Annotated in this window: 15 protein-coding genes; 5 read left to right on the top strand and 10 right to left on the bottom strand. The window is 63.8% G+C overall.

What is annotated here, in order from left to right; all coding sequences use genetic code 11:
• Positions 1-241: 241 nt before the first annotated feature.
• The 3 genes from PQQ53_RS31005 (at position 242) to PQQ53_RS30995 (ending at position 2,550) form a co-directional block, all read left to right on the top strand.
• Positions 242-1,465, top strand: a complete 1,224-nt coding sequence (locus tag PQQ53_RS31005) for a ribonucleotide-diphosphate reductase subunit beta (protein ID WP_121315744.1) — start codon at positions 242-244, stop codon at positions 1,463-1,465.
• An 86-nt stretch (positions 1,466-1,551) separates the two neighbouring features.
• Positions 1,552-1,869 carry a hypothetical protein gene (locus tag PQQ53_RS31000; RefSeq protein ID WP_121315743.1) on the top strand — a complete coding sequence of 106 codons (318 nt, stop codon included), beginning with the start codon at positions 1,552-1,554 and terminating at the stop codon, positions 1,867-1,869.
• 30 nt (positions 1,870-1,899) lie between these two features.
• Positions 1,900-2,550 (top strand): histone H1-like DNA-binding protein, encoded by a 651-nt coding sequence (locus PQQ53_RS30995; protein WP_408149792.1) that lies wholly within the window; start codon positions 1,900-1,902, stop codon positions 2,548-2,550.
• 293 nt (positions 2,551-2,843) lie between these two features.
• Here the strand turns inward: PQQ53_RS30995 and PQQ53_RS30990 are convergent, their stop codons facing one another.
• From PQQ53_RS30990 to PQQ53_RS30945, 10 genes are all read right to left on the bottom strand, one after another.
• Positions 2,844-3,320, bottom strand: a complete 477-nt coding sequence (locus tag PQQ53_RS30990; protein WP_168667277.1) for an outer membrane lipoprotein — start codon at positions 3,318-3,320, stop codon at positions 2,844-2,846.
• Between the two features lie 25 nt (positions 3,321-3,345).
• Positions 3,346-4,284 (bottom strand): carbohydrate kinase family protein, encoded by a 939-nt coding sequence (locus PQQ53_RS30985; protein ID WP_408149790.1) that lies wholly within the window; start codon positions 4,282-4,284, stop codon positions 3,346-3,348.
• Positions 4,285-4,381: 97 nt separating this feature from the next.
• Positions 4,382-4,882 carry a thiol peroxidase gene (tpx, locus tag PQQ53_RS30980; protein WP_408156809.1) on the bottom strand — a complete coding sequence of 167 codons (501 nt, stop codon included), beginning with the start codon at positions 4,880-4,882 and terminating at the stop codon, positions 4,382-4,384.
• 73 nt (positions 4,883-4,955) lie between these two features.
• A complete protein-coding gene (locus PQQ53_RS30975) occupies positions 4,956-6,242 on the bottom strand; it encodes a zinc-ribbon and DUF3426 domain-containing protein (RefSeq protein ID WP_408328389.1) in 1,287 nt (428 codons plus the stop codon).
• Between the two features lie 48 nt (positions 6,243-6,290).
• Positions 6,291-7,193, bottom strand: coding sequence for a 50S ribosomal protein L11 methyltransferase (gene prmA / locus PQQ53_RS30970; protein WP_408156813.1), 903 nt, complete (start codon positions 7,191-7,193; stop codon positions 6,291-6,293).
• A gap of 3 nt (positions 7,194-7,196) precedes the next feature.
• Positions 7,197-8,564: an acetyl-CoA carboxylase biotin carboxylase subunit gene (gene accC, locus PQQ53_RS30965; RefSeq protein ID WP_020071265.1), complete on the bottom strand. Its 1,368-nt coding sequence runs from the start codon at positions 8,562-8,564 to the stop codon at positions 7,197-7,199.
• Between the two features lie 117 nt (positions 8,565-8,681).
• Positions 8,682-9,149: an acetyl-CoA carboxylase biotin carboxyl carrier protein gene (gene accB / locus PQQ53_RS30960; RefSeq protein ID WP_408149782.1), complete on the bottom strand. Its 468-nt coding sequence runs from the start codon at positions 9,147-9,149 to the stop codon at positions 8,682-8,684.
• Positions 9,150-9,226: 77 nt separating this feature from the next.
• On the bottom strand, positions 9,227-9,682 hold the full coding sequence (gene aroQ, locus PQQ53_RS30955) for a type II 3-dehydroquinate dehydratase (protein ID WP_121315735.1): 456 nt from the start codon (positions 9,680-9,682) through the stop codon (positions 9,227-9,229).
• Positions 9,683-9,876: 194 nt separating this feature from the next.
• Positions 9,877-10,425, bottom strand: coding sequence for a TlpA family protein disulfide reductase (locus PQQ53_RS30950; RefSeq protein ID WP_408149779.1), 549 nt, complete (start codon positions 10,423-10,425; stop codon positions 9,877-9,879).
• Positions 10,426-10,436: 11 nt separating this feature from the next.
• Positions 10,437-11,090 carry a UDP-N-acetylmuramate--alanine ligase gene (locus tag PQQ53_RS30945; RefSeq protein WP_408149777.1) on the bottom strand — a complete coding sequence of 218 codons (654 nt, stop codon included), beginning with the start codon at positions 11,088-11,090 and terminating at the stop codon, positions 10,437-10,439.
• A gap of 195 nt (positions 11,091-11,285) precedes the next feature.
• On the opposite strand from PQQ53_RS30945, the gene mpl reads away from it, so the two are divergent.
• Positions 11,286-12,680: a UDP-N-acetylmuramate:L-alanyl-gamma-D-glutamyl-meso-diaminopimelate ligase gene (gene mpl / locus PQQ53_RS30940; protein ID WP_408149775.1), complete on the top strand. Its 1,395-nt coding sequence runs from the start codon at positions 11,286-11,288 to the stop codon at positions 12,678-12,680.
• The gene (locus tag PQQ53_RS30935) at positions 12,677-13,279 is read left to right on the top strand and encodes a YqiA/YcfP family alpha/beta fold hydrolase (RefSeq protein ID WP_408328386.1); all 603 of its coding nucleotides are present in this window, start codon (positions 12,677-12,679) and stop codon (positions 13,277-13,279) included. The genes mpl and PQQ53_RS30935 overlap by 4 nt, the downstream gene beginning before the upstream one ends.
• Positions 13,280-13,556: the final 277 nt, after the last annotated feature.

Raw genomic sequence — 13,556 nt, 5'->3', positions numbered from 1 at the left:
ACTCCGCGATACAGATAGATAGAGCAGCGAAATGTCGCTTCGACACGTTGCTCTTCGAGCTCGCGAAGCACGTCGACGACACGCGTTCAACACGCTTCACTCGAAGCGTCATACACAGTCTGTTGAACAAAGTGTTGTATGAACGTAGCAACGCGAATCGAAAACAGGATTTTTCGCAAGCGAACTCTTTTATCGCTCGTGAAAAGATGGTACAAACCGTTCTAAATTGATGGTGACATTTATGCTCAACTGGGATGACGAGATCACTGCCGTAACTCCCTCGAGCGGCGCGCAACAGAATGCGTTGCGCAACGCAGCGGGACCGGCTGTCGGTTCGCAAGTCGGAACGCGTTCCGCTCCTCATGCTCCCTCGGCTCAAGACGTGTTCGCGAACGACATCGCTGTCGCTCCCGTCGCTCACGCTTCCGGCGCGGCTGCCGTTTCGGAAGCGCGGGTCAATGTCGCCGACAAGCGCATCATCAACGGCCAGACCGACGTCAATCAGTTGGTGCCGTTCAAGTACAAGTGGGCCTGGGAAAAGTATCTGGCTGGTTGCGCCAACCACTGGATGCCGCAAGAAGTGAACATGTCGCGCGACATCGCCTTGTGGAAAGACCCGAACGGTCTGACGGAAGACGAGCGCCGCATCGTCAAGCGCAACCTGGGCTTCTTCGTGACGGCCGACTCGCTGGCCGCCAACAACATCGTGCTGGGCACCTACCGCCACATCACGGCGCCCGAATGCCGCCAGTTCCTGCTGCGCCAGGCGTTCGAAGAGGCGATCCACACGCACGCTTACCAGTACATCGTCGAATCGCTGGGCCTCGACGAAGGCGAAATCTTCAACGCGTATCACGAGGTCACCTCGATCCGCGCGAAAGACGAATTCCTGATTCCGTACATCAACGTGCTGACCGATCCGGGCTTCAAGACCGGCACGCTCGAGACAGACCAGACTCTGCTGCGCTCGCTGATCGTGTTCGCCTGTGTGATGGAAGGCCTGTTCTTCTACGTCGGCTTTACACAAATCCTGGCGCTTGGCCGTCAGAACAAGATGACCGGCGCGGCGGAGCAATACCAGTACATCCTGCGCGACGAGTCGATGCACTGCAACTTCGGCATCGACCTGATCAACCAGATCAAACTCGAAAACCCGCAACTCTGGACGGCTGAGTTCCGCGCGGAAATCCGCGAGATCTTCCAGCAGGCCGTCGAACTTGAATATCGTTACGCAGAAGACACGATGCCGCGCGGGGTGCTCGGCCTCAATGCGTCGATGTTCAAGAGCTATCTGCGCTTCATCTGCAACCGCCGTTGCCAGCAGATCGGTCTCGATCCGCTGTACCCGAACGAGGAAAACCCGTTCCCGTGGATGAGCGAGATGATCGACCTGAAGAAGGAACGCAACTTCTTCGAGACGCGAGTGATCGAATATCAAACGGGCGGCGCGCTGACCTGGGAGTGATCCGGGTTCGTGTCGCAGATGCATTCATCGATGGGGATGCCGCCGGCTTCGGCCGCGGCAAATTTGGTTAGGAGCAGAACCGCCTGATGCAAAGCGTGCCCGGTGCCTTAGCGGCCCACAAACATGACAGGCACTTTGCGAACCCTTCAGTGGGATGGGCAGACTTCCCCCCGGAAAAAGCCGCTGGCGACGCCGCCAGCGGCTCGATCAAGCAATTGCCGGCGTTCCGCTTGAACGCCGACCAGATCTGGCGCGCGGTGCCTTGTGGCACGGCGCGCCTTACCGCATTCATTAGCGTAAGCGCGCGGCACCTGCGTACGCCGATGAATAGCCCGCTTCGTAGCGCGCGCCCTGAGAAGCGTCCGCGGGAAGCGGGTTTTGACGAAGGGTGTAGTTTGAACTGACTCTCATCTGAAAACCTGAAGGAGAAAATGATGGCAACTGCAAAGAAAGCCGCCGCTAAGAAACCCGCAGCGAAGAAGGTCGCAGCAAAGAAGGCTGCTCCGGCTAAGAAAGCTGCGCCGGCAAAGAAAGTCGCTGCCAAGAAAGTCGCAGTGAAGAAGGTTGCAGCGAAGAAGGCAGCACCGGCGAAGAAGGTTGCAGCGAAGAAAGCTGCGCCGGCCAAGAAGGTTGCAGCGAAGAAAGTCGCAGCGAAGAAAGTTGCTGTGAAGAAGGTCGCGGCAAAGAAGGCAGCACCGGCCAAGAAGGCTGCACCGGCGAAGAAAGCCGCAGTGAAGAAGGTTGCAGCGAAGAAGGCAGCACCGGCGAAGAAGGCCGCAGCGAAGAAGGCTGCACCGGCCAAGAAGGCTGCTGCGAAGAAGGCTGCGCCCGCGAAAAAGGCTGCTGCTAAAAAGGCTGCGCCCGCGAAAAAGGCTGCCGCTAAAAAGGCTGCGCCTGCCAAGAAGGCTGCTGCGAAGAAGGCGGCTGCTCCTGCGAAGAAGGCTGCTCCTGCGAAGAAGGCTGTCGCCAAGAAGGCAGCGCCTGCACCCGCAGCGACTTCTGTCTCGAGCGCACCGGCGGCGACGGTGAAGACCGCGCTGAACCCGGCAGCGGCATGGCCGTTCCCGACGGGCAGCCGTCCGTAAGCAGTCGATAAGCAGTAGAAATACTTCGGCACGTCGCACGATGTGTCCGATGATCGAGTGGCGCTTAAGCTGTGATGAGCGCTACTCGGTCAGGGTCCCGTTGCCGGTTTCCGGCGGCGGGATTTTTTTTGCCCGGCGTTTTGACGAGCCCGTTCGCGATCGATGGAGGATCGGCTGAAAGGGGCTCGGAGGGAAAAGCTGGAGGCGAAAAAAGACGCATGCACAGGGGAGGGCATGCGTCTGAGGTCGTCGCGGTGGCGTGTCAGCCGGCCGCGCGAGAGGGAAAGCTTGAGTTAGTGCGTGACGCGCGTAACGCCGCCGCTGGAGAGAAGCCGCACGCGGTCGCCGGCGCGGAAGATTTCGCCGGTGGTGGTTTGCGTGATGGCACGCATGTCGCCATTGTCGAGCCGCACGGTGATCTCGACGCCGTCGCGCATCGCGACGCTGTTTTCAATCGCATTGCCGGCAACTGCACCGCCTATGCCGCCGATGATGCCCGTGGCGACCGAGCCGCGGCCGCCGCCGATCGTGCTGCCGGCCAAAGCGCCCAGGGCGCCGCCACCGACCGCGCCCAAGCCGCTCGGCTGGCCGTTGTTCGAGCTGATGCGTACTGCGCGCACGCTGTCGACCGTGCCCATGCGGACCGTCTGTTCGCGCTGCGCCTGCGACGCCGTGAAGACGTTTGGAGAACTGCTGTTGCTCGCGCAACCCGACATGGCCAGCGAACCGGCGATCAGCGTAGCGACGATCAGGCGACTCGTTGTTCTCATTCCCTAACTCCCATAGCTCTCGGTATCAAGGCAGGCTGTAACCGAATGCCTGCGCGAACCGTTCGTTGATCTCCGCCCGGGTGGGCGCATAGTTTTGCGGGCCTTGCTGCTCGATTTTCAAGGCACCCATCAGACTCGCGAGGCGTCCCGTGGTGGCCCAGCCAAGCTTGTTCTCGATACCGTACAGCAAGCCGCCGCGGAAAGCATCGCCACAGCCGGTGGGATCGAGCACCTGCTTCGCCTCAACTGCCGGAATGCTTTCGACACCGCCGGCATGATGGATCTGTGCACCCTGTTCGCCGAGCGTGACGATCAACGCTTCGACCTTGCCGGCGATCTCTTCGATCGACCAGCCGGTCTTGTTGCTCACCAGCTTGGCTTCGTAATCGTTGACAGCTACGTACGTGGCAAGTTCAATCATGCGCCGCAGCGTAGCGCCGTCGAAGAGCGGCAGACCTTGGCCCGGATCGAAGATGAACGGCACGCCGGCCGCCGCCAGATGTTCCGAATGCTGGATCATGCCGTCGTAGCCGTCCGGTCCCACGATGCCGAGCGTGATGCCTTTCGCTTCGTCAGCGCGGTTCAGATGCGACTGCATCATCGCGCCCGGATGGAACGCGGTGATCTGATTGTTTTCCAGGTCGGTGGTGATCATCGCCTGGGCCGTGTAGGTGTCCGGCACGACGAGCACGCTTTCAGTCGACAGCCCGAGCTGCTCGAAGCGCTCGACGTAACGCTGCGCGTCTACTGCGCCGAGCGTGCCCATGATGCGCGCGTCGCCGCCGAGCAGATGCAGCGCGTAACCGATGTTGCCCGCGCAGCCGCCGAACTCGCGGCGCATGGTCGGCACGAGAAAGCTCACGTTCAGGATGTGGACCTGCTCCGGCAGGATGTGCTCCCGGAAGCGCCCTTCGAAAGTCATGATGTTGTCGTAGGCGAGCGAGCCGCAGATGAGCGTAGCCAAGGCGAGCGTTCCTGTAAAAATGCGATTGAGAGAGGGCGCGCGGCGATGCGACAACGCCGCGCACGAGGCGCGGCGCCGGGCTCGTGCGCGAAGGTTTTTACTTCAGCGCGGCGAGTGCTGCGTCGTAGTTCGGCTCGTTCTTGATTTCGCCGACCAGCTCCGCGTGCACGACCTTGTCGTTCTCGTCGATCACCACCACGGCGCGCGCCGTCAGGCCCGTCAGCGGGCCGCTCGTCACGTCGACACCATACGCTTGCGCGAATTCATGGCCGCGGAACGTGGAAGCCGTGACGACGTTCTCGATGCCTTCGGTCGTGCAGAAGCGCGATGCGGCGAACGGCAGATCACCCGACACGACGATCACGGCCGTGTTGGTCAGCTTCGCGGCGGCTTCGTTGAACTTGCGGGTCGAGGTGGCGCAGGTCGGCGTGTCGAGGCTCGGAACGATGTTCAGCACCTTGCGCTTGCCCGCGAAATCGGCGAGCGACAGCGGCTTCAGATCCTTGCCGACCAGCGAGAAAGCGGCTGCGCTCTGGCCCACCGACGGGAACGTGCCGGCTACTTCGATCGGGTTGCCACCCAGCGTGACTTGACTCATGTTGTTGTGCTCCGAAAATTCGTCAGTAATGACGGTGAAAGCGCCCGGTCGTGGCCGGGCGCGCGAGGGTGCGTTACGGATAGAAGATCTGTACGCGGAAATTGGAGGCGACCGCCGTGCCCGTGTCGAGATGCACGATCATGGTTTGCGTCGTGTGCGCCGGCAGGCCCGCAGCGATCGGCGTGCCGGGCGGCACATAGTCTTGCGGCCACAGCACGCGCCGCACGGCCACGTTATTCTGGTCGTCGAGCAGTGTGAGTTCGATGGCGGGATAGGCGAGCGCGATGCCGTAGCGGTTGTGCAGCGGCATCTTCAGTTCGAGCTTGTGCGGGCCGTCGATCTGCCGCAGATCGGATGGTTCGACCTGCAAACCATCGATGTCGTGCGGCGGCGTCAGCTGGCAGCCGAGATACGAGCAAACTTTCACGTACAGCGTCTGTGTGCGCGGCAGATACACCTGCACGGTTTCGCGCTGCCACCATGCGAGTTGCGCGAGCAGCACGAAAACCAGTATCAGCCCCAAGATCGATGCGGCAATCGCCCGGCCCATGCGCCGCGCGTCGGCGGGACGGGTTTCGCGCACGACCGGGAAGGGATCGCTGCCGTCGTTCACGGGGTTGACGGAAAAGGGTTCGCCGCCGGAAGCGGCCGGAGCCGGACCCCCGATGCCGGGACCACCGGGACCGCCCGTGCCTGACCCGCCCGCACCCGCCGCCGTGGCCGCGCCGAAACCGGCCGCGCCCAGATCCGCGGCGGCGCCTAAGCCCGAGGTGCCGAAATGCGGTTCATTGTCGGCGATGCCATGCAAGCTCGCCGCTTCACCCGGAGCCGGTTCGGACGTACGTTCGGTCTTGTGCCAGACCCGCGGCGCTTCTTCCACGGGCGGCTCGTCGTTGGCCTGGTACGCGTAGGGGTCGAGCGGCGCGTCGGCCAGCACGGGTTCGTCGTCGGGGGGCAGGGGCTTGCTGAAGACGTCGGGCGGCAGTTCGGGTTCGACGGGCCGGGGTGTGAGGGTGGCGCCCGCGTCGGTCGAGACGGGCGCGAGCGGCACATTGCGGGCGTTGTGCAGCAGACGGTTGTCGATGGAGGCGTCGGGCGCGGGCGCCGACGGGTCCCACGCTTCGGCGCTGAAGTCGGGGCCTTGCTGACGCACGCCCGACAGCGCCTCGATTGCCGCCGCAGCGGCGACCGGTTTGGCGGTGGAGAAGTCACCGCCCCCGGTAACGTCGAACAGGCTGCTCGACGCGTCGAATACTTCGTGGCAATGCCCGCAGCGCACGAGGCCGCGGCGCTGCGCGAGCTGCGCCGGTTGCAGACGGAAGACGGTTTCGCAGAAGGGGCAACGCGTCGCCAGGAGCATATTGAGCCGTTAAGCCAGAAGGCCGATGGTTGGACAATACGCCTTATTCTAATGGCTTTCGCGGCGCGTTCCCGTGAGACATACCCAACCTTCGTGTTCGCGCCATACGCCGATGTCGATCCAGCGCGCGTAGACCTGCGCGACTTCATCGGCCTGCCGCGCCAGAATCCCGGACAACGCGATCCGGCCGCCCGGCTTGACCTTCGACGAGAGCATCGACGCCATCAGCTTGAGCGGGTTGGACAGGATGTTGGCGACCACGATATCGAACTCACCGGTGGGGCATTCGTCAGGCAAACCGTAGGTGACTTCGGCCCGGTTGCGTTCGCTGTTGTGACGCGCCGACTCGACCGCTTGCGGGTCGATGTCGATGCCGAACACCGGATTCGCGCCGCACTTCTTCGCGAGGATCGCGAGAATGCCGGAGCCGCAGCCGTAATCGAGCACGGACTGCTCTGGCTTGACCGATTGCTCGAGCCACTCCATGCACAGACGAGTGGTCGGATGGCTGCCCGTGCCGAACGCGAGGCCCGGGTCCAGTTCCAGCACGAGTGCTTCGGGGTCAGGCGCATCGTGCCACGACGGCACGACCCAGATGCGTTCGCCGATCGGAATCGGATCGAACTGCGACTGCGTGAGCCGCACCCAGTCCTGCTCTTCGACTTCCCGCACGGTGAACGACGGCGCGGCGTCCAGCCCGATCTCGTTGGCCGCGGCGGTCAGCAGCACCGCCGGCTCGTGTTCCGGCGCGAGCAGCGCGATCACGCGCGAGCGCTGCCAGGCCGTGCGATCCGGCGTGAGACCGGGCTCGCCGAACAGCGGCTGTTCGTCGGGCGTGTCGGCGTCCGCGTCTTCGACCGATACGGACAACGCGCCCAACTCGAGCAGTGCGTCGGAAAATTCCTCCGCGTGCTCGCGTGCCAGCTCGGCGATCAGTTCCCGGTAGCTCATGACTTACGCTTCTTCCGGCGCGGCCTGCAGCTTCGCGGCCAACCGGTTTTCGAGGTAGTGAATGCTGGTGCCGCCTTCGACGAACTTCGCGTCCAGCATCAGCTCGCGGTGCAACGGGATGTTGGTCTGAATACCTTCGACCACCATCTCCGACAGCGCGATGCGCATGCGCTTGATCGCCTGCTCGCGGGTTGCGCCGTAAGCGATCAGTTTGCCGATCATCGAATCATAGTTCGGCGGGACGAAATAGCCGTTGTACGCGTGCGAATCGACGCGGATGCCGGGGCCGCCCGGCATGTGCCACGAGGTCAAACGACCCGGCGAAGGAATGAACTTGAACGGATCTTCTGCGTTGATCCGGCATTCGATCGCATGACCCTTGAAGACGATGTCGCGCTGACGGAAGGCGAGTTTCTCGCCGGCCGCGATGCGGATCTGTTCCTGCACGATGTCGACGCCCGTGATCAGCTCGGTCACCGGATGCTCGACCTGCACGCGCGTGTTCATCTCGATGAAATAGAACTCGCCGTTTTCGTACAGGAACTCGAACGTGCCCGCGCCCAGATAGCCCATCTTCTTGCAGGCGTCGGCGCAACGATCGCCGATGCGGTCGATCAGACGGCGCGCGATACCCGGCGCCGGCGCTTCCTCGATCACCTTCTGGTGTCGGCGCTGCATCGAGCAGTCACGCTCGCCGAGCCAGACCGCGTTCTTGAACGAGTCGGACAGCACCTGGATTTCGATGTGCCGCGGGTTCTCCAGGAATTTCTCCATGTAGACCTGCGGGTTGCCGAACGCGCGACCGGCTTCTTCGCGGGTCATGTTGACCGCGTTGACCAGCGCCGCTTCCGTGTGCACCACGCGCATGCCGCGGCCGCCGCCGCCGCCGGCGGCCTTGATGATGACGGGGTAGCCGACCTGGCGGGCAATCTTCACGATCTCTTTCGGATCTTCCGGCAACGCGCCTTCCGAACCCGGCACGCAAGGCACGCCGGTCTTGATCATGGTCTGCTTGGCCGTGACCTTGTCGCCCATCATCCGGATCGTTTCCGGGCGCGGGCCGATGAAGGTGAAGCCGGACTGCTCGACGCGCTCGGCGAAGTCGGCGTTCTCCGACAGGAAGCCGTAGCCGGGGTGGATCGCTTCGGCGTCGGTTACTTCGGCGGCGCTGATCAGCGCGGGCATGTTCAGATAGCTCAGATTCGAAGGCGCCGGGCCGATGCAGACCGCCTCGTCGGCGAGCTTCACGTACTTGGCTTCCTTGTCGGCTTCCGAATAGACGACGACCGTCTTGACGCCGAGTTCGCGGCAGGCGCGCTGGATACGAAGCGCGATCTCGCCACGATTGGCAATGAGGATTTTTTCAAACATAGCGGGTTTTCGACTCATCAATGGGCGCCGGGTTGGTTGCAACACCGGCCGCCTCAGAGGATCGGTCGCGCGCCTTTCGAACAGCGGGCGCGCGGGCGGCGAACAATGCGTGCCGCGTTAGCCGACCACGAACAGCGGTTGGCCGTACTCGACCGCCTGGCCGTTTTCGACGAGGATTTCCTTCACCACGCCGGACTTGTCCGACTCGATTTCGTTGAGCAGCTTCATCGCTTCGATGATGCAGATCGTCTGGCCTTCCTTGACCGTGTCGCCTACCTGGACGAACGGGTCGGCGCCCGGCGACGGCGCGCGGTAGAACGTCCCGACCATTGGCGAGGTCACCACGTGGCCTTGCGGCGCGGCGACTGCCGGCGTTGCCGGAGCGGCTGCGGCGGCAGTCGCTTCCGCGCCCGGGACTTGCGGCGGTTGCGCGTATTGCGGCGCATACGAGGCGGACGGTTGCACGTAAACCGGCGGCGCATTCTTGACGATGCGCACCTTGCCTTCGCCCTCGGTCACTTCGAGTTCGGAAATACCGGACTCCGAGACGAGGTCGATCAGAGTTTTCAGTTTACGTAGATCCATCAGGAGGCCCCTTTCAATGCGTAAAGTGCCGGCATTTGCAATCGTGCAGTAGCCGGCTCAAATTAGTCGTGTTGGATTCAGCCGCGCGACGAGCCGGCGGCGAGCCGGTCAAGCGCGAATTCGAGCGCGTACAGATATCCCTTCCAGCCGAGGCCGCAAATCACGCCTTCTGCCTGGTCGGAGAAATACGAGTGATGCCGGAACGGTTCGCGACGATGCACGTTCGACAGATGAATCTCGACGAACGGGATGCCGACCCCCGCCAGTGCGTCCCGAATGGCCACGCTGGTATGCGTGTACGCGGCGGGATTGATCAGTATGAAATCGGTGTTTTCAGTCCGCGCGGATTGGATGCGATCGACCAGTGCGCCTTCGTGATTGCTCTGGAACGACGCGAGCTCGACGCCCGCGTCCGCGGCGCGGTCCGCGAGGGCCTGATCGATCTGCGGCAAGGTCACGCGACCGTAGACCTCGGGTTCCCGGGTGCCGAGAAGGTTGAGGTTGGGTCCGTGCAGTACCAGCAGTCGCGTCATGGTCGCTTCTTTTTCCGTGGAATTGGGCGCACTTTAGCGCTGATTAGAGAAACTTGTCTAGTTTCCCAGACGTACGGAGCGACGCTTGCGTCGATCCGCCGCCGCACCGGGCGCCCATCTTCTCTCAAATTCGTGCGATTTGCGCGTATTTCTGTGCGTTCCGCATGGAATGGGCCAGCAAAAGAATGCGAAATTTAAAGTGCGTCGAGCGTCTGCCGGAGCGCGGCCGGGTCGATCTGCCCTAATTTTGTCGAGCGGACGTTGCCCTTCGCGTCGATCACGACGGTGAACGGCAGCCCGCCCGCGTTGTTGCCGAACGCGCGGGCAAGGTCGGCGCCGCCAAAGCCGGTCACGTAGACCGGGTAGGCCACCTTGACCTTCTGCAGGAAAGCCTGGATGTTTTTCTCCGAATCGACGCCAAGTCCGATGAACTGGATGCCTTTCTTCGCATATTCGCGCTGAAGTTGGGACAGCGCCGGCATTTCCTCGACGCACGGGCCGCACCACGACGCCCAGAAGTTGACGACGATGGGGTGTCCTTTATGCAAACTTAGCGACTGCGGCTTGCCGTCCACGCTGGTGACCGGCGCGGCCCACAGCTGATCGACCGCGCTGCGCGGCGAGCCGGCCTGCGCCGCGTGCGCGACCTCGGAGCCGTCGTTGAGCCAGTGATTGGCCAGCACGCCGCCGCCCGCGGCAACGATGGCGACCAGTGCGCCCGCCAGAATCCGTCTCGTGTTCATGCCTGGACTGTCTAATTAGTGGAAGGGGTGGCTTCGCTGTTGTCGAGCAGCGCCTGGACCGCCTGCAGATTCGCCCGCGCCGTGCGGCCGCGCGCATCGGCCTTGACTGCGCCGCGCAGGTCGTCCGTCTCATACAGCGCGACGTGGATGCCGACCGGTTCCGCGTCGCGCCCTTCGTTCGTGGGGCGCCACAGGAAGCTCAGCGTCTCGACGTAGCCGCGGCCGGCGAAGTGCCGCGTTTCCGACACGTCGTACTGAATGTTGGCGTTCAGAAAGTAGATCGCGACTTCCTTCGGGTTGTCGCAGAACGCCTGCAGATGTACATCCGAGTGTTCGCCAGCCGTGCCGCCGAGCACCGCGCCGGTGAGGTACGGGTTGAACGGCGCGAGCCGTTCCATCCAGTCCAGCGCGATATGGCGCAGCCGCCGCAGCAGCGCTGGCTGGCTGTCGCCCTGAAAGAGCGACTGATATTCACGGATTTCTTCTTCGATCTGGTCGTTATCCGGCAGCCATTCGCCGGCAACGCGAGTCTCGCCGACGACTTGCCGCGCTGCCTTGCGCTTGGCCGTGGCGTAGTCCAGACCGTCTTCGGCGATCATGCGTGCAGCCGCGATGGCGATTTCCTCGCGCACGCGCTGCGGATCGAAATGTGATTTGCGGACCATCCGTCAATCATACTAGAGATTGACGACGGCCTTTTGGGGCGGGGCGCGCCGCGCGGCCGGCGAGGCGGAGCGGGCGAGCATCATGGGGCGCGCGGATGCTGTCGGTTACAATAGCGTCCTTTGCAGACGGTCGTTCCGGCCGCTTTGCAGCACTCCCATCCCTCGCAAAAAACGCCCGCGCGGCACGACAGGCTTATGCACATCCACATCCTCGGCATCTGCGGCACGTTCATGGGCGGTCTCGCGGTGCTCGCGCGCGGCGCGGGCCACACCGTGACGGGTTGCGACGCCGGCGTCTATCCGCCGATGAGCACGCAGCTCGAGGCGCAAGGCATCCGTCTGATCGAGGGTTACGACGCGGACCAGTTGAACGCCCTGAACGCGGACCTGTTCGTGATCGGCAACGTGGTTTCGCGCGGCAACCCGCTGATGGAAGCGATCCTCGACCGTGGCCTGCCGTACGTCTCCGGCCCGCAGTGGCTCGGCGAGCATGTGCTGAACGGCAAGTGGGTGCTGGCGGTGGCCGGCACGCACGGCAAGACCACCACCAGTTCGATGCTCACCTGGCTGCTCGAAGACGCCGGCCTCAATCCGGGTTTCCTGATCGGCGGCGTGCCGGTGAACTTCGGCGTGTCCGCGCGGCTCACGGATTCGAGCTTCTTCGTGATCGAAGCCGACGAATACGACACTGCGTTCTTCGACAAGCGCTCGAAGTTCGTCCACTACCGGCCCAAGACGGCGGTCCTGAACAATCTCGAATTCGATCATGCTGACATCTTCCCCGATCTCGCCGCGATCGAAACGCAGTTCCATCATCTGATCCGTACGGTGCCGGGCATCGGCCGGGTGGTCACGAACGGCCGTGAAGACGCGCTCGAACGGGTGCTGACGCGCGGCTGCTGGAGCGACGTCGAGCGCTTCGGCGTGCAGGGCGGCTGGGAAACCCTGCCGGCCGAAGACGGCGTGCCGGTCGACGAACGCTTCGCCGTGTATCACAACAGCGAGCGCGTCGGCGTGGTCGAGTGGCAGGTGCAGGGCGAGCACAATCGCATGAACGCGCTGGCCGCGATCGCCGCCGCGCGTAGCGTCGGTGTGCCGCCGGCCCAGGCCGCGAAGTCGCTGGCGAGCTTTCGCAACGTGAAGCGGCGCATGGAAGTGCGCGGCAGCGTCGACGGCGTGACCGTCTACGACGACTTCGCGCATCATCCCACCGCGATCGACACGACCGTGGCCGGGCTGCGCGCGCGCGTCGGCCGCGACAACACGCGGATTCTCGCCGTGCTGGAGCCGCGCTCGAACACGATGAAGCTGGGCGTGATGAAAGCGCAACTGCCCGCCAGTCTCGCCGACGCCGACCTCGTGTTCGGCTACGGCGCGCCGAACGGCCGCGACGCGCTCGGCTGGAATCTCGGCGAGGCGCTCGCGCCGCTCGGCGGCAAGGCGCAGGCCTTCGACAATCTGGACGCGCTGGTCAAAGCGGTGGTTCACGCCGCGCGCCCCGGCGACCAGATTCTGGTGATGAGCAACGGCGGCTTTGGCGGCGTGCATCAGAAGCTGCTCGACGCTCTTTCCGCGCGAGGCAACTCGTGATTCTCTATCTGCACGGGTTCCGCTCGTCGCCCAATTCGTTCAAGGCGCGTGTGCTGGCGGCGCGCCTGGCCGAACTGGGCCGTGCCGACGAATGGTGCTGCCCGATGCTGCCCGTTTCACCATTCGACACGGTCGGGCTCGCCGAATCGTTGGTGAATGCCGCAAAACCGAAGAACGTGACGGTGATCGGCAGCTCGCTCGGCGGCTATTTCGCGACGCATCTGGCGGAGAAGCACGGCTGGCCGGCTGTGCTGCTGAACCCGGCGGTCGTGCCGCAGCGCGACCTGAGCGCCTATCTCGGCGAGCAGCCGTTGTGGCACGGCGGCGGCAGTATCGTCGTCGAACCGCATCATCTCGATGAGCTGCGCGCGCTCGGCGTCGCGTCGATCACGCGGCCCGAACGCTATTATCTGATGGCCGCCACCGGCGACGAAGTGCTCGACTACCGCGAAATGCTTGCGCACTATCCCGGCGCACGCACTACGCTGATCGAAGGAAGTGACCACGCGATCAGCGAGTTCGCGCACTACGTCGACGACGTGCTGGCTTTTTGCGACGCCGAAGACGTCGAGCCGCCGGCGCCGCGCGAAGCGGCATGAAGCAATCGCGGCCCGAAGCGTCCTGATGTTGTGCGCCGACGCGGCGGCCCGAAGCGACGTCCTGAGCAGAGGCTCAGGCGCACGACCTGGCGGCGAAGCCGCCGCCGGTCACCCGATGCATCTGACCCGCAGCGAAGCCGCTGCCTGTCACCAGATTGGAATCAGATTCAAGCCGCTGGCGCGCGTATCCGTACGTAAGGCGCCGCGGATCCACTACCACGAACACGTTGCCGTGCCGCGCATGTAGTGACCGATCGCTGAATGAAATCGGGCGCGC

This window comes from Paraburkholderia strydomiana (assembly GCF_046030495.1).
Taxonomy (GTDB): Bacteria; Pseudomonadota; Gammaproteobacteria; order Burkholderiales; family Burkholderiaceae; genus Paraburkholderia; species Paraburkholderia strydomiana_A.
The sequence above is the reverse complement of the archived record's forward strand: the minus strand, read 5'-3'. Positions and strand labels throughout refer to the sequence as shown.

Excerpts from the sequence above, each read along its gene's own strand:
- accC (WP_020071265.1), bottom strand. The coding sequence starts at position 8,564 with ATGTTTGAAAAAATCCTCATTGCCAATCGTGGCGAGATCGCGCTTCGT.
- PQQ53_RS30995 (WP_408149792.1), top strand. The coding sequence starts at position 1,900 with ATGGCAACTGCAAAGAAAGCCGCCGCTAAGAAACCCGCAGCGAAGAAG.
- aroQ (WP_121315735.1), bottom strand. The coding sequence starts at position 9,682 with ATGACGCGACTGCTGGTACTGCACGGACCCAACCTCAACCTTCTCGGC.
- PQQ53_RS30990 (WP_168667277.1), bottom strand. The coding sequence starts at position 3,320 with ATGAGAACAACGAGTCGCCTGATCGTCGCTACGCTGATCGCCGGTTCG.
- tpx (WP_408156809.1), bottom strand. The coding sequence starts at position 4,882 with ATGAGTCAAGTCACGCTGGGTGGCAACCCGATCGAAGTAGCCGGCACG.
- PQQ53_RS31000 (WP_121315743.1), top strand. The coding sequence starts at position 1,552 with ATGCAAAGCGTGCCCGGTGCCTTAGCGGCCCACAAACATGACAGGCAC.
- accB (WP_408149782.1), bottom strand. The coding sequence starts at position 9,149 with ATGGATCTACGTAAACTGAAAACTCTGATCGACCTCGTCTCGGAGTCC.
- mpl (WP_408149775.1), top strand. The coding sequence starts at position 11,286 with ATGCACATCCACATCCTCGGCATCTGCGGCACGTTCATGGGCGGTCTC.
- PQQ53_RS30945 (WP_408149777.1), bottom strand. The coding sequence starts at position 11,090 with ATGGTCCGCAAATCACATTTCGATCCGCAGCGCGTGCGCGAGGAAATC.
- PQQ53_RS30975 (WP_408328389.1), bottom strand. The coding sequence starts at position 6,242 with ATGCTCCTGGCGACGCGTTGCCCCTTCTGCGAAACCGTCTTCCGTCTG.
- PQQ53_RS30950 (WP_408149779.1), bottom strand. The coding sequence starts at position 10,425 with ATGAACACGAGACGGATTCTGGCGGGCGCACTGGTCGCCATCGTTGCC.
- PQQ53_RS31005 (WP_121315744.1), top strand. The coding sequence starts at position 242 with ATGCTCAACTGGGATGACGAGATCACTGCCGTAACTCCCTCGAGCGGC.
- prmA (WP_408156813.1), bottom strand. The coding sequence starts at position 7,193 with ATGAGCTACCGGGAACTGATCGCCGAGCTGGCACGCGAGCACGCGGAG.